General features: G+C 45.7%; 17 protein-coding genes. 4 read left to right on the plus strand and 13 right to left on the minus strand.

Translation table 11 applies throughout. From position 1 onward, the window contains the following. Position 1: 1 nt before the first annotated feature. Positions 2–628 (minus strand): SoxW family protein, encoded by a 627-nt coding sequence (locus C5684_RS00190; protein WP_065757265.1) that lies wholly within the window; start codon positions 626–628, stop codon positions 2–4. A 42-nt stretch (positions 629–670) separates the two neighbouring features. Then, a complete protein-coding gene (gene hemH, locus C5684_RS00195; protein WP_104639029.1) occupies positions 671–1,633 on the minus strand; it encodes a ferrochelatase in 963 nt (320 codons plus the stop codon). Between the two features lie 296 nt (positions 1,634–1,929). Here hemH and C5684_RS00200 point away from each other — a divergent pair, with 296 nt between their 5' ends. Together C5684_RS00200 and C5684_RS00205 are read left to right on the plus strand one after the other, a co-directional pair. Beyond that, positions 1,930–4,521, plus strand: a complete 2,592-nt coding sequence (locus tag C5684_RS00200) for a TonB-dependent receptor family protein (protein WP_104639030.1) — start codon at positions 1,930–1,932, stop codon at positions 4,519–4,521. A 120-nt stretch (positions 4,522–4,641) separates the two neighbouring features. Beyond that, a complete protein-coding gene (locus C5684_RS00205) occupies positions 4,642–6,435 on the plus strand; it encodes a coiled-coil domain-containing protein (RefSeq protein ID WP_013890700.1) in 1,794 nt (597 codons plus the stop codon). A 449-nt stretch (positions 6,436–6,884) separates the two neighbouring features. Here the strand turns inward: C5684_RS00205 and C5684_RS00210 are convergent, their stop codons facing one another. The 7 genes from C5684_RS00210 to flhA are packed head-to-tail and all read right to left on the minus strand — an operon-like array spanning position 6,885 to position 16,306. Beyond that, entirely contained in the window at positions 6,885–7,709 is an 825-nt protein-coding gene (locus C5684_RS00210) for a 4-hydroxy-3-methylbut-2-enyl diphosphate reductase (protein ID WP_013890702.1), read from the minus strand. Next, positions 7,699–9,009 carry a 3-phosphoshikimate 1-carboxyvinyltransferase gene (aroA, locus tag C5684_RS00215; protein ID WP_104628751.1) on the minus strand — a complete coding sequence of 437 codons (1,311 nt, stop codon included), beginning with the start codon at positions 9,007–9,009 and terminating at the stop codon, positions 7,699–7,701. The genes C5684_RS00210 and aroA overlap by 11 nt, the downstream gene beginning before the upstream one ends. Next, positions 9,006–11,300 (minus strand): YtpR family tRNA-binding protein, encoded by a 2,295-nt coding sequence (gene ytpR, locus C5684_RS00220; protein WP_233708595.1) that lies wholly within the window; start codon positions 11,298–11,300, stop codon positions 9,006–9,008. Before ytpR ends, aroA begins: the two co-directional genes overlap by 4 nt. Next, entirely contained in the window at positions 11,300–12,298 is a 999-nt protein-coding gene (pheS, locus tag C5684_RS00225) for a phenylalanine--tRNA ligase subunit alpha (protein ID WP_104639031.1), read from the minus strand. The genes ytpR and pheS overlap by 1 nt, the downstream gene beginning before the upstream one ends. A gap of 8 nt (positions 12,299–12,306) precedes the next feature. After that, complete coding sequence (locus C5684_RS00230) at positions 12,307–12,984, minus strand: hypothetical protein (protein WP_104639032.1); 678 nt, start codon at positions 12,982–12,984, stop codon at positions 12,307–12,309. Between the two features lie 28 nt (positions 12,985–13,012). Continuing rightward, positions 13,013–14,098 carry a DHH family phosphoesterase gene (locus C5684_RS00235; RefSeq protein ID WP_104639033.1) on the minus strand — a complete coding sequence of 362 codons (1,086 nt, stop codon included), beginning with the start codon at positions 14,096–14,098 and terminating at the stop codon, positions 13,013–13,015. 9 nt (positions 14,099–14,107) lie between these two features. Continuing rightward, positions 14,108–16,306, minus strand: a complete 2,199-nt coding sequence (gene flhA / locus C5684_RS00240; protein ID WP_104639034.1) for a flagellar biosynthesis protein FlhA — start codon at positions 16,304–16,306, stop codon at positions 14,108–14,110. 122 nt (positions 16,307–16,428) lie between these two features. Here flhA and rpsO point away from each other — a divergent pair, with 122 nt between their 5' ends. Together rpsO and C5684_RS00250 are read left to right on the plus strand one after the other, a co-directional pair. Beyond that, positions 16,429–16,701: a 30S ribosomal protein S15 gene (rpsO, locus tag C5684_RS00245; protein WP_104629590.1), complete on the plus strand. Its 273-nt coding sequence runs from the start codon at positions 16,429–16,431 to the stop codon at positions 16,699–16,701. 6 nt (positions 16,702–16,707) lie between these two features. Continuing rightward, positions 16,708–17,973: an O-antigen ligase family protein gene (locus C5684_RS00250; protein ID WP_233708596.1), complete on the plus strand. Its 1,266-nt coding sequence runs from the start codon at positions 16,708–16,710 to the stop codon at positions 17,971–17,973. A 24-nt stretch (positions 17,974–17,997) separates the two neighbouring features. Here the strand turns inward: C5684_RS00250 and C5684_RS09370 are convergent, their stop codons facing one another. The 4 genes from C5684_RS09370 to C5684_RS00270 form a co-directional block, all read right to left on the minus strand. After that, a complete protein-coding gene (locus C5684_RS09370; RefSeq protein WP_233708597.1) occupies positions 17,998–19,185 on the minus strand; it encodes a hypothetical protein in 1,188 nt (395 codons plus the stop codon). Positions 19,186–19,578: 393 nt separating this feature from the next. After that, positions 19,579–20,703 carry a hypothetical protein gene (locus C5684_RS00260; RefSeq protein WP_104639035.1) on the minus strand — a complete coding sequence of 375 codons (1,125 nt, stop codon included), beginning with the start codon at positions 20,701–20,703 and terminating at the stop codon, positions 19,579–19,581. Positions 20,704–20,705: 2 nt separating this feature from the next. Beyond that, positions 20,706–21,584 carry a hypothetical protein gene (locus C5684_RS00265; protein ID WP_233708598.1) on the minus strand — a complete coding sequence of 293 codons (879 nt, stop codon included), beginning with the start codon at positions 21,582–21,584 and terminating at the stop codon, positions 20,706–20,708. Positions 21,585–21,650: 66 nt separating this feature from the next. Then, positions 21,651–22,109, minus strand: a 459-nt coding sequence (locus tag C5684_RS00270) for a hypothetical protein (RefSeq protein ID WP_158650152.1), incomplete at its 5' end; no start/stop codon positions are given.

The raw sequence follows: 22,109 nt of genomic DNA on the forward strand, positions 1-22,109 counted from the left end.
ATTAAGCTCTAGATTTTTTCAAAATGTAGTCGCGTAATTTTTCAACAAAGACCTTATCATCTGTAATGCCCTTATACAGACCATTGCCAATAAACTCCAAAACCGCTAAGAATTGCTTGGAGGGCATATAACCGGGGAGCTCGTAAATGGTTTTACCATCAGAATCAGCTAAAACAATGGTGGGCGTGGAGCTCACATCATAGACTTGAGCCAGCTGGGAGGTGGAGAGGACAACCTCGCGGGGCTTTTTCTTGGTGCCGATCTTAAACTCGTGCATTTTGCTATAGCTGATGTTGATGTAGTAGGCACTATAGTGTTGCTTGATAAAATTTTTCAGGTCTTGGCGTTGTTTGATGTCTTTTTTGAGCAATTCGCAATAAGCACACCCATTCTTACCAAAGACTAAGAGCATGTATTTGCCATTGGGGGTGATGGTCTTGGTGTCTAAAAAGACATCTTCTAAGCCGGCGTAACTTTGTTTGTCTAAATTGTTGGCATCCTCTTGCGCGCTCTTAGGGGAGATCGCCCCTGAGCTGATCATGGATTCATCGATCTTGTCATCACTGCTGGCAAAAGCCACATGGGCAAAAAGGGCTAATAAGAGAGCATAAAGAACACTTTTTTCCATCAATCTTCCTTGTTTTTCATTCATTGTAGCTTTTTGTGCTAATTATTGGCTTAGAGAAAGGGATTGGCGATCGCCATACTGAATCAAATCTAAAATGGCATGGGCAAAAGCCAAATTAGCATTCAAGCACGGGCAAACTAAAAACTTAGGCACAGCTAGACGCATCGCCTCCCATTTGTATTGGATGTGCAATTCATAGATGGTTTCGGAGTTGTCAATACTAAAAGCTAAAGGATAGATAAGAATTTTATTTTTGCGGTGGCGTTCAATCATCTCTAGCGTGCTGGGTTCTAGCCACTTTAAAGGACCTAATTTGGATTGGTAAGATAATTCAATGGCTTTAAAGCCAAAGGGGAGCAAAGCGCGCTTAAGCAAGCTCACATGGTGGCGGCATTCGGCTTCATAGGGATCGCCCTCCTCAACCATACGCACGGGCAAGCCATGCACAGAGAAAACCAGCACAAATTCTTGAGGGTTATGCCCTTGCATGGTTTTTGCAATGCTATCTAAAATAGCTTGGTTATAAAGGTTGTGGGTGTAAAAGCGATCGATGCTAGAGAGAGTGGGCGTGTAGTTGAGGTTTTTGAGGGCTTGCAGGGCATCTTGCATCGAAGATAGGGTTGTGGTGGTGGAATATTGGGGATACATGGAAAAAAGCAAAATAGAGTGGAAACCTTGTTGTTGCAACTCGGCAAAGACCATGGGCGCAAAAGGCGGGGTGTAGCGCATCGCATAGGTGTAGTGCCGTGTGGGGTCTAGCTCTCTTAATACTTGGACAAGTTGGGCACTCAGATCGTTAATGGGGGATTTGCCCCCGATGTTTTTATAAATGTCTTTGGACTTGCTTAAACGGCTTTTGATAATGATTTTGGCTAGGATTTTGCGCCAAAAATGACTCTTAATGGGTAAAACGTAGGGATCGTTAAACATATTTGTTAAAAACACCTCAACCTCATAGAGGTTATTGGGCCCGCCCATGTTCAACAGCACAACAGCTTCACTCATCATCACAGCCTATCAATTATGCATTATGGATTTTATTATTATACTAATTATGCCATAAGTTCGCCGTAGTTCTTAGGATAAAGCCACTAATTAGGTTTGGTGGTCCAAATTTGCCAACTCCATGCCAATAGGGTTACTCTTTAAGTTTCACATGGTAAAATCCACTCCATTTATTAAAAATCTTTTGTTTTTATTATTAGACATGGATTTTTAGCCGTTTTTGTATCAAAAGTTTGCATTTTAGATTTGTGCCTTCTTCTGTTTTTTAAATTTTGTGTGAAATTTTTAAGGAGTTTATGTTGCGTAAAAAATTTCTGCTAGCATTAAGCACTAGCTTGGTTTGCTCTGAGTCGTTGCTCGCCAAAGAGGATAAAACCTACACTCTAGGCAAGGTTTCCACCGCCGGGCAAAAGGATAGAACGGATTATTCTGGGCAAGTTAATTTGGGCTATAGTGGGCTTACTGCTCCCAAAAGCTGGCAAGATGAGGAAGTTAAAAAATACACCGGTAGCCGCACGGTGATCTCTAATAAAGCCCTCACCCAACAAGCCAACCAAAGCATTGAAGAGGCTTTGCAAAATGTGCCCGGCTTGCAGGTCAGAAATGCCACCGGTGTGGGGGCGATGCCCACCATCCAAGTGCGTGGCTTTGGGGCGGGGGGCTCAGGGCATAGCAACGCAACTCTTATGCTGGTTAATGGTATCCCGGTTTATATGGCTCCCTATTCCCACATTGAATTAGACATTTTCCCCGTAACTTTCCAGGCAATCGATCGCATCGATGTGATTAAGGGCGGTGGGAGCGTGCAATATGGACCCAATACTTATGGGGGCATTGTCAATATCATCACCAAGCCCATCCCCAAACGCTGGGAAAACCAAGCCGCTGAGAGGATGACTTTTTGGGCTAAGGCTAGAAATGCGGGCTTTGCCAACACTAATACCGGCGATTCCTCTTTTCTTAAATCCCTAGGCAATAACTTACTCTACAACACCTATGTTAGAAGTGGGGGGATGATCAACAAGCACTTTGGGGTGCAAGCCCAAGCTAACTGGGTGATGGGGCAGGGTTTTAGGGACAACACCCCCACTAATATCCAAAACTACTGGTTAGATGGGGTCTATGACATCAATGAAAACAATGGCATTAAAGCCTACTACCAGTATTATAAATTTAACATCGCCCAGCCCGGATCTCTAAGCGAGCAGGATTACAAGATCAACCGCTTTGCCAATCTACGCCCCTTTAATGCCAAAGGCGGGCGATCCCAACGCTTTGGGATCGTGTATGAAAACCGCTTTGGGGATTTAGACAAGGTGGGGGGGACTTTCACTTTCACCTATTACGGGCAGTTCATGACCCGCGACTTCCAAGTGAGCTCTAGCTATAACAGCGCAAATATGGTTACTTGTTACACCGAAGCAAGCTGCGTGGCTCAGGGCTTGCCTAGTGGCTACAACTTAGCTGTGCCTTATACATTTACTAATTACAATGGCTACGCAGAGATAGAAAACCCCGTGCGTTCTATCAATAACGCCTTTGAGCCTAAGGTGAATTTAGTGGTCAATACCGGCAAGGTCAAGCAAACCTTTATCGTCGGCTTGCGCTTCATGACCACCACCTTTTTACAACGCCAATACATGAACACCAATATTTGCCCCACTGAAACTCAGCATGGAGTTTCTGGTTTTTTCTGTAAAAATGGTCAAAATGTGATGTCAGGCTGGCAACCCCATAAGAAACATGGATTTTACTGGAACTGGGCTGATTGGCGTAACAATTATACGGCGGTGTATTTGAGCGATCGCATTGAAACATGGGATGGGCGTTTTTTCATTGTGCCCGGGTTGCGCTATGCTTTCGTGCAGTATAATAACGAAAACCCATCTAATTGGGAACCTATTTCCGATAATTGGCCTAGTAATGTACCTAAACCTGATAGAGCAGCGGTTTCCAAGCAAGAATCTGCACAAGCTTTGAAAAAGATCAAACACATGAATAACTGGTTGCCCTCGCTCAATATTGGCTTTATCCCCGTGCAAGGCGATCACACTTTGCTCACCTACTTTAACTACCAACGCTCTTTTGTCCCCCCCCAATTAGATGTGTTGAGTTTTGGGGGAGCCGAATACTTCACCCAGCACTTTGATAGCGTGGAAGTAGGCGCACGCTACACCTACAAAGACAAATTTAGTTTTAACGCCGATTTCTTTAGAATTTGGGCACGCAATTTTGCTACCGGGCAATATTCTGTCTATACTAGCGGACCTTATGCAGGCAGTGTTAGACCCGTCAATGGTTATTCTCAGGGTGTAGAATTGGAGATGTATTACCGCCCCATTAAGGGTTTGCAATTCCATGCCGCCTTTAACTACATTGACACACGCGTTACTAGCCATGAGACTCTAACAGACTTGAATGGGGATAGTTTTCCTGGAAAAACTAGTTATAACAAACACTTCCCCTTTGTGAGCCCCTACCAATTCATCTTAGATGCGCGCTACACTTATGCTAAAACCACCTTTGGCACATCTAGCTATTTTTATAGCCGGGCTTACAGCGGGATTAGCAACAGCGCAGCGGGGGGTTATTATGGAACTCAATACTATAGCGGGGGGAATAACTATCAAAGTGTCTTCAATAGCGGTTATCAATGTGCGCAGTGGTGTATGACTCAGCATGAAGGACTCTTGCCTTGGTATTGGGTGTGGAATGTTGAGGTGAGTCAAGTTTTTTGGGAGAGCGGACGGCATAAGATTGTGGGGAGCTTGCAGGTCAATAATCTGCTCAACATGAAGTATTATTTTACCGGGATTGGCTCAAGCCCAGCTGGCTTGCAACCCGGACCCGGGCGCTCGGTTACAGCCTACTTGAACTACACTTTTTAGATCCTATTTGGGCTCTGCCCACCCCCAATAAGAGAGACCCAACAGAGGGCGTTCATCTATGGCGATCCTGGTCACTCAAGCGCATTTTTTAAGGGGGAGAGTCTTGCTTTTGGGGGCTGTGTGGATGGGGGTTTTTTGGTGTTGGATCGGGTGGTGCTTGTGCCCTTTGGGTTGGGGGTACGTTTTGAGGGGGTGGAACTTTTAATGGATGCGAGTCAAGCACAAGGGCAAGATTTAGCCAATGCCCTAAAATCCATGGATAGCCCACAAGAGTTTTTAACACAACTGCAAACACACTTTTGTTTTGAGGGATGGGAGACATATTTGAATACTTGCACGCTTAGCAAGAGGGTATCTACCTTGCAAAACGCCCACGCTTTACCCGGCTTGCTGGGTGTGCGTCCTTATCCTCTATGGCTTTTAAACCCCAAAGAGGCACAAGAATTACACCCCGATCACATCTGCCAAAGCATTTCGCAAAATATGGCAAAAACCCTCATCAAGCGTTTTGCGCCACCCCTGCGTGCCGCCCTTGTAAAGATGATCGCCACGCTACAAGTCTGCTTGATCCAAGTGGAGGGTCGGTTACAACACAGCCTAGAGCTAGTCGCCACAGCGATCAACTACCACACCAACCAACAAGATAAAATTTTACTAGCCAGCTCTATAACCTTTAAAGAGTCCTTAGAAAACAAGCTAACAAGCCCACACACGCCCTTGAGATTTTGCGATCTAAGCACCCAAGAGTTAGGGCAGGTGATGGCGCAATGTAGTGCCTTGCAAGCGGATTTAGATCACTTTGAGAGGCTTTATGCCCAAAGCCAAAGCATGGACATAACTAGCCTACAAGCCCAGCTTGAGGCAAGTTGCCAACAACTAGAAAGCCTCCAAGAGCAAACCAACAACACCCCCCAACCACAAACAAATTTAGATAAATTCCTCAGCTTTTTAGAGGGGCAGATGGGGGATTTTATTTTGCCTAGCAGGCTTTTAGAGCCCATCTACCATACTCTCAAAGAGGATTTAAACACCCTTACTCCCCTTAAATTTAGCACCCTCTCTTTAGACATGCCTACACACGACTTTTCAAGCGCACTAAAAGCGATCTACCAAGACATTTTGCACTTTGAACAATGCGATCAAGAGGTGGCAAAGATTGATTTTAGTGCCTTGCAAGAAAAGCACGCCAAACTTACCCGAGAAATCCAAGAGCTTAAAGCCCAAAAGGACAAAGCCACCGATATAGAGAGCTTAGAGGCACTCAAAGAGCAAATCCGTCACAAAGAACAAGAACAAAGGGGGGCGTTTGCTTTGGGCAAGTATGCTAAACTCTTTGGCACGGGCAAATTAGAACAAATTAAGCATTTATTGGAAACCCATAGAACAAAAGTGGCACGATTAAAGGGGCATTTTAGCACCACCCTACACGCCCAAGCGCAAAATTTTCAACCAGAGCCAAAAACACAGCCCACAGAATGCCAAGTCCTAGAGATACAAATCCAAGATTTAAAAGCCCAAATAGAGCAAATCACCACCCAAAAAGCACAAGTGCAAGCCAGCTTAGAGCAGATTCAAAAAATACAGCCTTGTGAAAATTTGGAGCAAATCCCAAATGCCCTAAACACCCGCCTAGAGGGCTTAAAAGAGGCATTAAACCCAAGCACCCCCACAGACACAAGCTTGTGTTTTATCTCCTTTGGGAGCGATCCTAGTGTTTTAGAAATGGCTAGCCCCTTTGATGTGGTGGTGATTTTAGATGAGGGCGGGTTAAATCTCGATCTCTTGCCCTTGATTTTAAATAGCAAAAAAACCATTTGGCTCAAAAGCATGCATACCCCTAATTTGGCAGATTTACCCAATCCACGCCCTAAAGCCCCAAGTCTAGCCAAGCGGATAGTTGGCACATGTTTTTAAATATCACTGGAGTCGTGTATCATGTCCTCATGTTAATCGCCTATAAGAAAAAACTTTCGCAACACAGACAAGAATAAGCACATCAACAACTCCTACGCCTTCAGGCTTAACCATTGTATTGCCCTACACAGCGGTATTATAGGCTTTTTAGGGCATTTAACTCTACACCAACAAGCACCAAAACCACACGCTTTATCTTTAAAACTCTAGGTTCGCAAACCTTGCAAGAGAGAGGATAGACAAACCTACAAAAAATTTACAGGGCAGACCGCCCCCACATCCATATTTCACTTTCAAGGAGAAAAAGCTAAGATGTGGGAGTATGCCAAAAGATTTGGAAAACAAGCAAAATGCACAGCATGTGTATCAGATGTTGGCAAATCACCTACCCGCTAAAACAAATGTGGTGCGTTTTCTAGAGTGAGATTTCTGCTAAGGAATTTTCAACCCTAGAATTCTTCGATTTTCTCTCTTACCCCTTGGATGATCCAATCAGGAGTTGAAGCCCCAGCACTGATGCCACAGAGGGTTTTGCCCACAAACCATGTGGGATCAAGGTCGTTAAAATCCTCCACCAGATAGCTATCCGCACAAAACTCTTTGGCGATGTTGAAAAGTTGTTTGGTGTTAGAAGAACTCTTGCCCCCCACAATCACCATAATATCCACCTCTTGGCTGAGTTCGCGCACCGCCTCTTGGTTGTCAAAGGTGGCGTTGCAAATGGTGTTAAAAATGCGCACTTCGGCACAATGGGCGATCAAAAAGCTGGCAATTTCTAAAAGTTTGGGGGTTTGTTTGGTGGTTTGGGATACTAGAGCGATCCTTTTACCCAGCTTTTGGGTTTGTAATTCTGCTAAAGAACCCACTACTAGGGGGGGTGTGCTCGAATAGCTGATCACGCCTTTAACTTCGGGGTGGTTAGCATCCCCAAAGATCACGATCTGATAGCCTTGTGCGCTCATTTTTTCCACAATCTGCTGGGGTTTGATCACATAGGGGCAGGTCGCATCGATAATATGGACGTTTTTTTCTTTGAGTAAAGCCAAATCGTGCTTTGGAATGCCATGCGTGCGGATAATCACGCTCTCATTGGCTTCCACACTCTCTACATCCTCTTGTACCCGCACATTAAAATCGCGCTCCAAACGCTTGATCTCTTTAGGATTGTGGATCAAAGAACCTAGAGTCAAGCTATTTTTATTCTTTTGGGCGATCTCAATGGCACGTTTGACCCCAAAGCAAAAGCCGTAATTCTTTGCCATTTTAACTTCCATCAGCCACCTTAAGCGGGACAATGCGCCCCAAGATTTCTAAAAATTGGGGGAAGGAGATTGCCATGCAAGCGGCATTTTTGAGCGCGCCACCACAGCTTAATAAAGCGGTGGCAAAACTCAGTGCAATGCGGTGATCGCCAAAGCTCTCTAGGGGTTCTTTGGGGCGTTTTAAACTGCTCCCCACAATTTTAAAGCCATCTTCTAGGGCGTGGCACTCAATGCCTAATTTTTGCAAATTGGCTAAAGTCGTGGCGATGCGATCGCTCTCTTTAAAACGCAACTCTTGGGCATTTTCCACCACACTAACCCCGCTAGCCACTGCCATAGCCACGCTTAAAGCGGGCAGTTCATCGATCAAAAAGGCGATGTTTTCTTGGATTTGCACCGCTTTTAAGGGGCGGTGTTCCACATAAATATCCCCCACAGGTTCGATCTCTTGGGTTTTGGGGTAAAACTCCACATAAGCACCCATTTTTTCTAAAACCTTAAAGGCTTCAATGCGGGTGGGGTTGAGTAAGACATTTTGGAGCAAAACACGGCTTTGGGGCACTAAGAGTGTTGCTAGGGCAAAGTAAAACGCACTGGAGGGATCAGCCGGGATAGCCCATTCAAAACTCTCTAGGGGTTTGCTTAGGGGCTCTAGGTTGATGCGCTGATTACTTATTTGGATATTAGCCCCCAGTGCTTTTAACATGCGCTCAGTGTGATCGCGACTCAAAAAGGGCTCGCTAAAGGTGGTTGGGCTATTAGCCTGCAGGGTGGCTAGTAAAATTGCGCTTTTGACTTGTGCAGAGGGCATGGGGCTTGTGTAATTAATCCCATGTAAGGGCGCGCTTAAAATGCTTAGAGGGGCTAGGGAATTTTGCGCTCTTGCGTAGATTTTTGCCCCCATTTGGGTTAAGGGGGTGATCACGCGCCCCATTGGGCGTTTGTTGAGTGAGGAATCCCCACTTAAGATGTAGTGTTGCTGGAGGGTTTGGCTAGAACTTAACAGACCTGCAAAAAGGCGCATGGTCGTGCCCGAGTTATGGCAATTTAGGGGTTTAGCTGGCTCGCTAAAGCGTAAAAAATCTTGGGGCGGGGTGAGCTTGAAGGTGTGTTGTTTTTTTTGCACGCCCAAACCCAGAGCCTTGCTGGTGGCTAGAGTGCTCAAACAATCTTTAGCGCACAGGGGGTGATGCACCACAGAGGGCTTCTTGGTTAGCAAAGCCAGTATAAAGGCGCGGTGACTCAAGGATTTATCGGGGGGGAGTTGATTGAGGCTGAGATCAAAACTCTTGGCTGGCTGGATTGTGATCATTTGAGTTTAGCCTTAAAGTGTGTGTTTAGGATGTGGAGCACGCGATCCACCACTTCTTGTAATTGGCTATCTATAAGGGATTCTTGAGATTGGATTTTAAGACGCAAACTCAAGGCGATCTCTTGGGGGCTTTGGGGATAGACATCTAGGGCAAAGACTTCTTTTAGGTGGGGGATTTGGGCTTGTTGGATACTCTTTTTAAGATCGCTAAAGGGCAATTCTTTGCCCACTAAAATAGTCAAATCCCTAAAGCTGGTGGGGAGTTTGGAAAACTCTTGGGTCTTGTTGGCTTTGGGGTTTAAATGCGCGCTAAAGACCTCAGCGATAAAACCCTCTAGCAAGTCGTGTTCTTGGACTAAAATCGGGTTAAGCGCGCCCACCACGCCGATTTTCACGCCCTCTTGGAATATCCATGCGCTTTGGTAGGGGTGGTAGGTGGTGTTTAAATAGGGTTGATCTTGGCGTTGTTGGGGACTAATGGGGCGCAGTTCAAAGACTCCTAGAATGCGTGCAAGCATGGCAGTAAAGCTGTAAAAATCCCATTCTGTGCCCTTAGGGTGGGGGTAGTGGGGGGGGGTTTGCAAACCAGCAGCTAGAAATGCCAAACTGGGTTGTTGGGTGCGTTGGGTGTCATAGACACTGCCTAGTTCAAACAACGACACGCTTTTAAAGCCCAAATTTTTATTGCGCCCTAGGGCTTCTAAGAGTCCGGGGATCAAAGAGGTGCGTAGGGTGTTGAGATCGCTATTAATAGGGTTGAGCAAATCTAGGTTTTCTTGCAAGGTGGGGTAACCTAGGGCTTCTAATTGCTCTTTTTTAGCAAAGAGATAATGCACCACCTCTTTAAAACCCCATGCTAGGGCTTTGGTGGCTATTTGGCGCTCAAAGAGATGGCGTGTGTAATGGGGGTTAGCGCTGCTAGGCTCAAAAGTGGCTAAGGGGCTCTTAGGCAGATCATCTAAGCCCTGTATGCGCAAAATCTCTTCAGCGATGTCAGGAATTGCATTAATGTCATGCCTAAAGGGGGGGATGGTGGCTAGGAATTGATCGCCTTGATCGCATAGTTTAAACCCCAGTGCCTTTAAAATCTCTTGTATGCGCTCTTTGCTGGGTGTTTGCCCCAAAATGTCCCCGATGTCTTGGGGGCTGAAGCTGAGAGTCTTAGCAGATATGGGGGGCGTGCTAGGGGGGCTCACTTGCAAGTTAGCTTGGGGTGCAAAGCGTTGGAGCAAAAAGGCTAGCCACTCCAAACCCACTAGGACTTGTGGATTGCTCCCACGCTTGGAGCGATGGGTCAGCGTGGGGCTATTTTCTATTGGGTGGGCGTGCAGACTTTGGCACACATGTTCGGGGTCTATGAAACTTGCTTGGATCAAATAGGGCGCGCTGGTGGGCTTGGGGGGGCTAACGCCTAACACAGAGAGGGTTTGGGCGTGATCGCCCACGCACACAAAACCCGCACTATTGATACCCACTTCTAAGCGCACATGGGGGTAGGCATGCAAGAGCACGCCACTAAGATAGGTGGCATATTCTAAGAAATTGGCTAGGGGGTCGGGCTGTAGGTTGTGTTGCAGGACTAAACTTAGGGCAATCTCTAAGGGCATAGAGGGCTTTAAATCAAGCAAGGCGTAGTTAAGCGCACAAGGGGGGAGATTAGGGGCAATTTGGATGTTTAGAGGCGTGCTAAAAGGTAACTTAGGGGGGGATTTGAGGGGCAGATGATAAAGTGCGCTGATCTCACGAGCCAAGCCCAACACGCTCAAGCAATCGCCCCGATTAGGGGTGATTGCAATATCTAAGAGCGTGCCTTTAAAAAAGGGTAAATCTTTTAGGGGCGTGCCCAACTTGAGGGGTTTATCATGGTTGATACTGCTATCTAGGATCAAAATCCCCTCATTGATTTTGGGCAACCCCAGTTCCACAGCCGAGCAGAGCATGCCCAAACTCTGCACACCCCTTAAGTGGCTTGCTTGTATGCTAAGATTGCATGCTGGCAGATACGCCCCTTGCAAAGCCACAGCCACAAACTGCCCCACACCCACATTGCCCGCCCCACACACAATTTGCAAGACTTTAGAACCCATATCCACTTGGCAAACATGCAACTTGGTAGCATCGGGGTGTTTGGCGCACTCCAAGACATGCCCCACCACCACCAAATCGGGCAGATCAAAGGGGGTTGCGCTCTCCACCTCCAAGCCAATATAGCTTAAATCCGCACACAGGGCAGACACAGCGGGCAAAGACCCCTCCAAAAAATCGCGTAGGGTGTCGGTGTTAAGCAGCATTAAAAGCCCTCCAAGAGGCGTAAATCGGTTTCAAATAGACTTCTAAGATCATTGATCCCACAAGTGAGCATGGTTAAGCGTTCAATCCCTAGCCCAAAGGCATACCCGCTCACATTTTCAAGCCCGGCGTGTTTAAAGACGGCTGGATGCACACAGCCTGCCCCCAACACCTCCAACCAACCCGTGTTCTTGCACACCTTGCACCCTGCTTGAGCGCAAAACACACAACTAATATCCACCTCAGCACTAGGCTCGGTGAAAGGGAAAAAGCTAGAACGCCAACGCACCTTGACACCCCCAAAAAAACCATGCAAAAAGTCCTCTAAGACCTGCTTTAAGTGCCCAAAATGCACTTTTTGGGCGCAATCCACCACCAAGCCCTCCACTTGGGAAAACATGGGGGTGTGTGTGGTGTCATAATCACGCCTGAAGGTAGGACCCACGCCAATCATCTTGATCGGGGGTTTTTGGGTCTGCATGGCATGGATTTGGGTGGGCGAGGTGTGGGTGCGCAATAACTTGTGATCTTTAAAGTAAAAGGTGTCTTGCATGTCGCGGGCGGGGTGGTGGCTGGGCATGTTGAGCATGTCAAAATTATAGCACTCCTCTTCTACCAACATGCCCACATGCAATTTGAACCCTTGCTGGGTAAAATAGGTGATGATGCGATCTTTGGTGTAACTTAAAGGATGCCCTAGACTAGAGCCCAACGCGCTATTAGCCAAAGTGGGATCGATGGCTTGGGCGCGCAATTTAGCCTCTAGCTCCAAATCTTGCAATTCTTTTTTCTTACTGGCATGCGCGTGGGTGAAAGCCTCTTTAAGTTGGTTGAGCTCTTGGGCTTTTTGGGTCTTTTGCTTGCCCTCTAAATTTTTGAGCGCGCTAAACTCTTGGGTGAGCACCCCCTTTTTACCCAAAACTTGGAGGCGCAAGGTTTCTAAATCCTTAAGGTTGCCAACCTCTTGGATCTGGGTGAGTAAATCGTGTAGAAATTGCAAGACAATCCTTACTGCAAAATATCGATCTTAAAGGTATGGACCTCATCTTCTAACAGGACTTGCACCACAAGAGTCCCCGGGACAATGTATTTTGAATTGATCACAACAAACCCGCCCCTAGCTTTGCCTCCGGGCTTGAGGGTGGAGCGTTTGAGGTAGTTGATCGCCATGATTTTAAAGGCTTGGCGTTCCTCTTGTTCGATGGCTTGGGTTTGGGCATCATCCATCATCATAAAGGGCATGCCAAACATCATGTCATAGGCTAGAAAATCACCCTGCCCGTAGTAAAACATGGGGGGTGCCATCACATCGGTAGCAGATGAGGTGGGCACGGCGATATTGAATTTTTGCAAGGCGGGCTCAAAGTCATAGCTAGAACGCATCATTTGGTTAAAGTTCAAAACCGATAGACTCTTGCCATTTTCGCTCACAGAGATATGAGAAGTATCAAAATCCACCAGACCACCCCCGATCACCTGAGCCCCCACATACAGCACCAAAGGCGGGTTATCAATCCCTTTGAGTTTTTTTTGTGCCACCTCCACTTGCACCTTAGAGCGCGCCTTAGAAGAGGTCAAAACCTGAATCCCATTATTGTAACTAGAAACATTCTCGGGCTTGATCTGATAGCTCACACATCCGCTTAAAACTATCGTCAGCAAAAAACACACAAACCACGATCGCATATTTGACTCCTTTAGAATATCGATTGGACTAAAATTGGAAACGATTGCCAAAAAAGCTGTAATCTGTCTCCGTTGTTTTATTCAATGCCTTTTCCACCTGCTCCTTGATGTCATAATAGCTAAAACTTTCTTTAAATCCTTCGATTCTGCCCCCGCTGGCGTTTTTATGCCCGCCACCATTAAAATATTGCTTACTTAGGTTACTCACATCGCATTTGCCATTGGAACGCAAGCTCACATTACCCCTAGGATTGACATCCATGTAAAAGTCAAATTCGCTATTTTGGCACAAAAATAAATTTGCCAAAACGCTAATCCCGCCCATAGAGTAGCTCAAAAACCCCCGTTTGCCTTCACAATAGATACTACACGCCTCTTTTTTTTGGGACAATAAGGCTACTTGGGCGTTAGAAGCGATATTATCCATGATTTCTCGATCGGGGTTGCCCCCTAGAGCGATTTTTTTTAACCTAAAAAGATCGTTATCAAAGACCACCGCGCCATTCTCTTTGGCGATATAGTCTTGGGCTTGCTCCAAGAGGGCAAATTTATAGTTGCGGTGCTCGGTGTCAAACATAAAGCGGTTGAGCTCAGAACTCCCAGCAATCATGCGCATACACACCTTGCCCAATTCAAACCCAAATTCCCCCTCTTTCCAAATATCAATGGAATTGATCATCTCCACCATCGATTCTAGGCTTGTCAAATCCTGTAAGGGGGGATACTGGGCTTTGAGGGTTTCAAAAGTGATCTTAGAAGCGCTGCGATCCACATCTAAATGATACCAATGGTAAGCCTCAGCAGCCTCCTTGCCCGTGATGTGGTGATCTAAGAGCAAGAGTTGCACCTCAACACTCTGTGAGCGCAAAGTATCGCTTTGTTTTTGCAAAAACTCCGCCTCGCCTAAGCTGAGATTCAAATCTGTAACCAAGATCAAAAATTGCTTGTGCTGGCTGGTCTGTGCTTGCAAGGCATCGGCAATTTCATGCAACCTAGCGGATACCTCCCGCCCATAGTTGGCATTGTAATAAGTGATATTCTGAAAAAAATGGCGGCTAATGAATTGGCAACCATAGCCATCTAAATCAATATGGGATAAATGAAAAACCTGCATCTTAAGTCCTTAAAAATTAATGTTGATTGTGCCTAGCACTTCGTATTTGGCGTTGGTGTCTAATTCGGCATGGCTAAGCACCACAATGTCGATCTTAAATTGCTCCATCTTAGAGGAGAGCGGGCGGCGCAACTCGGGATCGACAATCAAAATCACCGGGGCAATCCCGCGTTGTAAAATTTTCATCGACTCAGCAGAGATATTCTCAATGAGTTGTTGCATCTCAGTTGCGTTTAAAAGCAAGAATTTGCCCGAGGGTTGATCTTTGAGTTTATTGAGTAAGTGTTGCTCGGTGGCTGTGCCCAAAGTGAGTAATTTTAAGCTTCCATCTTCAGATTTAAAAATATTGGTGATGACTCTTGAAAGTCTAGCGCGCACCTGCTCGGTTAAAATGGTGATGTCATTTTGCACGCTGGGGGCAATATCGGTGATGGTTTCTAAAATGGTGAGCATGTCCCTAATGGGGATTTTCTCATGCAAGAGTTCTTGCAAAACAGAGCGGATAACCCCGGTAGGGATTTTTTTTGCCTCCTCAATGATGGCAGGATAGTCATTGCCCAAGCGATCTAAAAGCGATTTGACCTCATCTTTGGTGATGAACTCCTCAGCGTATTTTTTGACTAGCTCGCTGGTGTGGGTGGCAATCACGGTGGAGGGGTCAATGATGGTATAACCTTGAATGATCGCCTCCTCCTTGTCTTTGGGCTCAATCCAAAGCGCATCCATGCCAAAGGCGGGCTCTTTAGTGGGGATGCCCTCGATCTCTTTGCCCGCAAAGCCCGTATTCATCGCCAAGAAACGATCGGGCATCACGCTCCCATCCCCAATACTGATCCCCTTGAGTTTGATCTCATAGTGGGTGGGTGGGAGCTGGAGATTATCGCGGATGCGGATTTGGGGCATCAAAAAGCCATAATCACTGGCAATTTTCTTTCTAATGCCCCGGATACGCTCGAGCAAATCCCCCCCCTGTTTGGTGTCTGCTAGGGAGATGAGCTGGTAGCCCAAAGCCAATTCCAAAAACTCAATTTTAAGCACCTCATTGATGGCTTGTTCTTCTTCTTTTTTGATCTCCTCAGCGCTTTTTTGGGGGCGAGTGATGGGGGTTTGTTCGGTGGGGGTGGCACTCTTGTGGCTGAGATCGACCCCCGTTTTTTGGCTCAACCACTTCTCAAATTTGACAAATAAATTGTCCTTGCCCTCGCGTGAAATCAGCCATGCGATGAATAAAAACAAACTCCCCACAAAGGCGAGCGAAAAGGTGGGCAGACCGGGCACGCTGGCAAAGAGCAAGAGAATAAAGCCCACGATGACAAGGGTTTTACTCTTGTCGGTTAATTGCGTGATGAGTTTGCTAGCAAAATTCTCCTCTTCATGCTGGGTGGTGCGCGTGGCGACAATGCCCGTAGCCGTGGCGATAATCAAGGCTGGGATTTGCCCGACCAGCCCATCGCCAATGGTTAAAATGGTGAAAGTCGAGGCACTATAAGAGATACTCATGTCTTTTTGGAACACCCCCACCAAAAAACCCCCGATGATATTGATCAAGGTGATGATGATGGCTGCAATCGCATCGCCCTTGACAAACTTGCTCGCCCCATCCATGGCACCATAAAAATCCGCCTCTTGGCTAAGGGTTGCGCGTCTTTTTTTAGCCTCCTCATTATCAATTAGCCCTGAGTTTAAATCCGCATCGATTGCCATTTGTTTGCCCGGCATCGCATCTAGTGCAAAACGCGCGCGCACTTCGGTTACACGGGTGGAACCATTAGTTACCACTAAGAGATTGACCAGCACCAAAATACTAAAGACAATCGCCCCAATGACATAGTTCCCACTCACGCTAAATTCCCCAAAGGCACTGATGATGTCGCTAACCGCACTGGGGCCCTTATAGCCCTGTGTTAAAATCATGCGCGTGGTGGCGACATTGAGTGCGAGGCGATAAAGGGTTACAATCAAAAGCAAGGTGGGGAAGGCGCTAAAATCGGTAGGCTTGGTGATGTAAAGCCCGATTAAGATGATGAGCACGGAAAGGGCGATCGAAATGGTGAGCAAAAAATCGAGCAAAAAGGGGGGCAAGGGGACAATGATAATCCCCAAAATGGCAATCACAAAGGCAACAACCGTTAAATCCTTAGATTGGCTCAACTGCCTTAAAAAAGGGAAAGTTTTTTTAAGAATGCCCTTTTGCTTATCGCTTGCCACGCCGCTTCAATCAATCCTTACTTTAATTTTTAGGCTAACAGCCCATTTTACAATTTTTCATGTAAAATTTTACTTGTTTTAAGTTATAATGCCACCTTATCAAATTCCTATTAGGAGGTCTTATGGCTTTGGATACGGAGAAAAAACAAGAGATTATGAGGCGTTTTGGGCGTTCAGCTCACGATACGGGTTCTTGTGAGGTGCAAATTGCACTTTTGAGTCACAGGATTGCCGATCTGACTGCCCATTTAAAGAGCAACCCTAAGGATCATTCCAGCCGTCTAGGGTTGCTAAAATTAGTCGGGCACCGCAAAAACCTACTCCAATACCTCAAACGCACCCATCACGATCGCTACATGGAGCTCATCCAAGCACTTGGGATCAAAAACCGCTAATTTGTAATGCAACCCCGCACCCTTAGCCAGTGCGCCACGCTTTTTTTTGCGCTGTTTTTCTTAACTTCTTTTAAGAAACCCATGCCCCAAATTCTGCTGGTGGTGCTGGCTGTGGGGGCGCTTGGCTATTATTGGAAATACAAACCCCCCTTAAGGCTTGATCACCCCACCAAGTGGTTAGTGGGTGCGTTTTTGCTCATGGCAGTTGCTGTATTGCCCAATCTATTTGTGGAGAGCGACCTAAAAAGCTGGCATGAAAATTTGCGTCTGCTCAACATGCCCCTAGTCTATATGCTGGGCGTGGTGAGTCTGGTGTTTTTGAGCAGTGTTCTGGTATGTTTGAATCAGAGGTATCTTTTTTATAGCATGGGGGTTGCTTGCACGCTCAATGGCGTGATCGCATTGGTGCAACGCATAGGCTTTGATGTGGCGCGCGTGGTGGGGTTTAGCACCATTGTAGGCTTTGTAACCCTGACATCTGCCGCACTTTTTGGTTGCTACATCTATGCCTTGCATTCCAAGCAACGCTTAGAAAAAATTTTACTTGGCATAGCGATGCTCTTAGGGTTTGTGGTGGTCTTGTTGAGCGGGACACGCAGCGCCTCCATCGCCTTTGGCGCTACTTTTGTGATTCTCTCTTTATTCATTTTATACCGCCAAAAATCTTGGCGTTCTTTGCCCTATATGCTTGTGATCAGCGCGCTTTTTGTGGGGATGTTTGTATCCGTGCATATTTTAGAGAATCAAAAAATCTTGCATAGCCCTAGAAATGCCCAAGAAGGTTTTAGCCACGATCTCAAACTTTATGCCGACAAAAACCCCGATTCAAGCATTGGATCGCGTTTGGCGCGTTGGCAAGAAGCCTTAGTGATCGTGCGTCTCTCCCCATTTTTTGGCATGAGCATCAGCACCAAGTGCAAACACATTGCAGAGATCGTAACCCGTGCCCAGTCTTATCGCGACCCTAAGAGTATTGATTGCAAAGAACGCTATGACAATGAAATCTTCAATGCCCTCGCCCATAGGGGATTACTGGGGTTGTTTGCACTCTTATTGCTCTGGGTGGTGGTGTGGCGCGCGTTTGCACGCACACTGGATCAAGACCCCCTAGTTAGTCTATTCTTGCTCAGTCTGCTATGCTTTTATATTGTCTTGGGGATCGGGTTTGACCCCTTTGACTTTTTTATCGAGGGGAGCTTTTTTGTGGCTTTGGTGGTGATGGGAGTTCTGCAAACTAGACCCAATCCAAGCCCACCACCTCTAGCACGCTAGGCATGCCCTAACATAGCCTACATCTTATTTCTTTGCTAAGTTTTTCTGCAAGGCTAGACATAGGGCATTACTGGATTTAAAAAGCTGGAGTTTGTCGCTGGTGTTAAGATACACGCAAGGACTCTCATCAATGGAGATTAAACGCAAGGATTTTAGGTATTTTTGTAAGGGTTGGGGGTTATAGCTGTGTTGTTGGAAGATTTGTAGGCACACTGCCTTAGCCTCTTTGTTTAAATATTGGGGTTGTAAGCAGGGGGTGGGGTATTTAGGGAGTATCATTTGCATCGCCTCTGTCATGTCCTTGATATACACGCATGAACCCGTACATATTAGTTGATCACGGGGAAAAGCCCTATCGAAATACACATTGTAGATCGTGATCCAATAATCTCCCATATTGCTGTGTTCTGCATTGAGATAATTACCCAAAAAAGTGAGAGCGCGCGCCTTGTAATAGTCTAGCCACAAATTGATAGCTTGCACCCCAATCCCCAAAAGGTGCGCGTTTTGCGCATTCAAAAAGTTTTGCTCCTCTAAGTTATGATCATAAACACCAAAACCACGCACCAATTTATAGGTTTTATTGGTAATTTGGGCATCTTTTAAAAAGGCACGGGCTGGAGGGGAATCTGCCTTGATGTATGTATATCCTAGCATATATTTTTGGTGTAAAACGCTATTTCTTAGAATGGGGTAAAGCCACGGACTCTCAAGATGATTTTGCAATCCCTCTAAATAGTCCACTATATCCAAACCCTGATGGTAAGCCTCTATTAAGGGTGCATAGATCAATGCCAAACCCTTTAAAAAATCTTGGGTGTTTTGCTCAGCCTCAAAAGGTTTTAATAGAGTAGAATCCTCTCTGCAATCAATATCAGGGATAGAGGCGCGCAAGAATTTGAAGAGTTGGAGCATTTCAAAGGCTTTAAGTGCCTTGATGGTTTGGACTTGTTTGGGGGTTTTGGGTTGGAGAGTTTGTAAAAGCGGGGTGTGGTTGATAAAAGCTTGTAAATGCTCTAAAAGCGGGCTGATGTCCTTTTTTAGCGCATCTAGGTAGAGATGCCAACTACAGCCATAATCTTTTTTCTCTTGAATGGCTCTTTGGTACATATTTGCCATCAATGTGCGGGCTTGTTGCATTTCTTGGCTTAAATCAACACTGACAGCCCATAGGGGACTTATGAGTAGAAGGATGCTAATTAGGCGGATCATTGAAAGTCCTTTATTTAATTGCTTGGCATGGCAAAGATTCATAGTAGTATCTAGCAAAATTACAGGCTTTTGGCTAAAAGCGTGGCAAGCTTTTTACCCATTACTATCAAAATCCATTGCCATCAGGCGACCATTCTACTTTATTTGCCTCAAGATATAACAGAAAAGTCAAGGACTCTAAGTGGAAGTGGGCATTAAAATTGCGCACTCCCTAGATTGGATGGATTAGATTTTCAAGATTGCCATTGTTTAGGCTCTCAAGGAAGTTTTGCAAAGAAATAGGGCGTTGGTTTGTGGGATCGTCCCTGCTTTGGCGATAAAAAATTTGGGTGCGCAATACCGATGTGTCATAATCCATGCAAGACCTTAGGATTAAGCAATTTATGTTCTTGCCTAATCTTTTCTATACTCATAAATAAAAGGCACGGGGTGGTAATCCACCACCCTATCACCACAAGCTCCCATGCCAAAAAAGGCATCTTGCCAGTTAGCCCATTTGTGTTCTGGGTGCTTCTCTTTGGGGCTGGAGCAATCAAGATTGACATAATAAGTGCCCTTAATGGCAAAATAATTTTGGAACAAGGCAATTTTAGTGGCGTTGTTTTGGCGACAACGGACTTGTTGGTTAAAGGTTTGGATATCGCCATTGTTATTAGTGTTTCGCTCATCCGTGAGGATGATATGCAGATTTGCCTTTTTAAGCATGTTGGGAAAATCCTCCACTATGCGCTGGCTTTGAGCAAAAATCTCCATATTACTATCAGCCACACTGGGTAAGACAATATAGAGGTCTTTAGCTTGGGGGTTTTGAGAGAGGATCGTAACGATTTGAGAGGTAGGAATGAGATCAAAAAGGGCGTTAAAATCGCGGTGGTAGTAGGCATCATTAGCTTTTTGCATCTCTTGCATGCTCTGCCTAATCATTTGGCGGGCTTGCTTAAATCCACCAGAAGGGTCAGTGAGTTCAATAGCCAAAGTGTTGCCCTTGTCTAAAATCCATGTGCTATAAGTGGTGGTGCGCACACCCCAACCATAGAATGCGCCTTGATGTGCTTGACTATAATCCTTGATCTGGGCGATGTTAAAATCTGTCCCTTCTAAGGGTTTTAGAGATAAAAGGGCGATGTCTCTGGGGTCGGTTTCTTCTCCCTCATCATCCCCTTCAGGCACCTTATTGTTTAACATATCCCTAATCTTAGGGGGCGTGTTCTCATAGGCGCGCGCTTCTTGTATTCTCTGCTGTATATAGGTTTTCTCTTGGGGCGTGGCGCGCTCTAAGAAATCCTGAGCTCTGTAAGCTTGGCTGTTATCTTTACTCACTACAAAGACATACAATTTGTCATATACTTCAGAGCGCACTGCAACCACCACATCAAACTTAGCATTTAAACTCGTGCGCTCTTTTTCAAGGGGGTTAGCACCTAAAAATTTAGACAACGCCTGTAAATTATCCTCACTGGTAAGCCCACCAGCAAGCAAACTGCCTATACAAAGGCATAGCAATATTAACAAACGCATGGTTAATCCTTTTTAGGGAGTGTGTAAAAGAGGGGCAAGAAGAAAGCCAGATCATCTGAATCTGTAACGCGATTTTTAGCAAGCCCCAATCTAAGGGTTAATTTGATGTTTTGCGTGATGCGCGCCATAGTTTTATGTTCTAATGTATGAGTCTCTGCTTCATTATCCAACACATCAGAGTCTAAAAACCGCGTGCATTGTTGCAAACGCGCTATGGTGCTAAGGTGTTGTAAGTTTTGTTGAAAATATTGTAGGCAAAGAGCTGCCCCCAAGAAGAGAGTATTCTCCACATCTTCACTAGGGTATCCTCCTAATAATACCACATGCACCCTTGCCTCTTTGGTGAGCTTTTCAAGCTTAGCTACAATCTCTTTGGACGGGACTCCTTTAGAGATGTAATAGACCTCCTTAGCGGGGTGCTGGGATGGGGATTCTAGGGTGATGATGTTTTTTGGGGGCAGTGCCTTGATAAATGTTTTAAAAGCTTTGGCATGCGTGGCGATAAAACGCTCCTTTTGCAAGGGGGCATTATGCTTTGCTGCTTGCTGACGCAACTCTAGGATTTGCTTGTAATCTCTTGGATCGGGCAAAACCAGCCCTCCATTGGCAGCTAACATTAAACTACTTTTGGGATCCCATAAAGACACTTCTTGCTCTTGGGTTTGCACATTCTGCGCTAATAGCACATTAAAAGAGGTGGAGTGTAAGGGCACCTGCTTTAAGATCATAAACACTTCCTTAAATACTTTCTTTGGTTTAGAATAGGGGACAAAATGCAAATACACCTGCTTGGTGGCTTGAGGCTTGCTATCAAAATTTGAAGGGTTAGCCTCAAGCATGGAGAACAAGCAGAGTAAAACGAGGGTTTTAGATGGGCGCATGTGGTGATCCTTATGGCTGTTTGTTGCTTGGAATATACCCAAAGTTTAGGTCTTTTATGGGTTTTTCTATAATCTTTGTATCACTCTATCTTGCTTAACCCGCCGGCACAAGTCCTTTTGAAAACAACTCTCTTGTATGCGCGCTTTTAAGGCTTGATTGCCAAAGTCTCCTTTGGGCATATTAGCTACAAAGTCTTGCATGGAAATTCTGTGTTTGCCCTCTGGGTCATCTCTGCTTTGGCGGTAAAAAATTTGGGTAGTGAGGTGCTCAGAACTTTCCTTGTCCCAATCACAATTTGTTGTGTAAAAAACCTCACGGCTGTATTGGCGCAAATAAAACTGACCCTCTATCAATCCAAAGGTGTAATGGTCAATATGAGGTGTGAAAAATTTACCTTTGCACTCCAAATCCTGTTCAATGCTCAGAGTGAAGAAAGGAGATTTGAAAGTGTGGGAGGTGCTCTGGTATGTGTAATATCCACGCTGCTCCATACAAAAGGCGCGCTGTAATTGCCCTTGGTGCAA

Source organism: Helicobacter bizzozeronii (assembly GCF_900196775.1).
GTDB lineage: Bacteria > Campylobacterota > Campylobacteria > Campylobacterales > Helicobacteraceae > Helicobacter > Helicobacter bizzozeronii.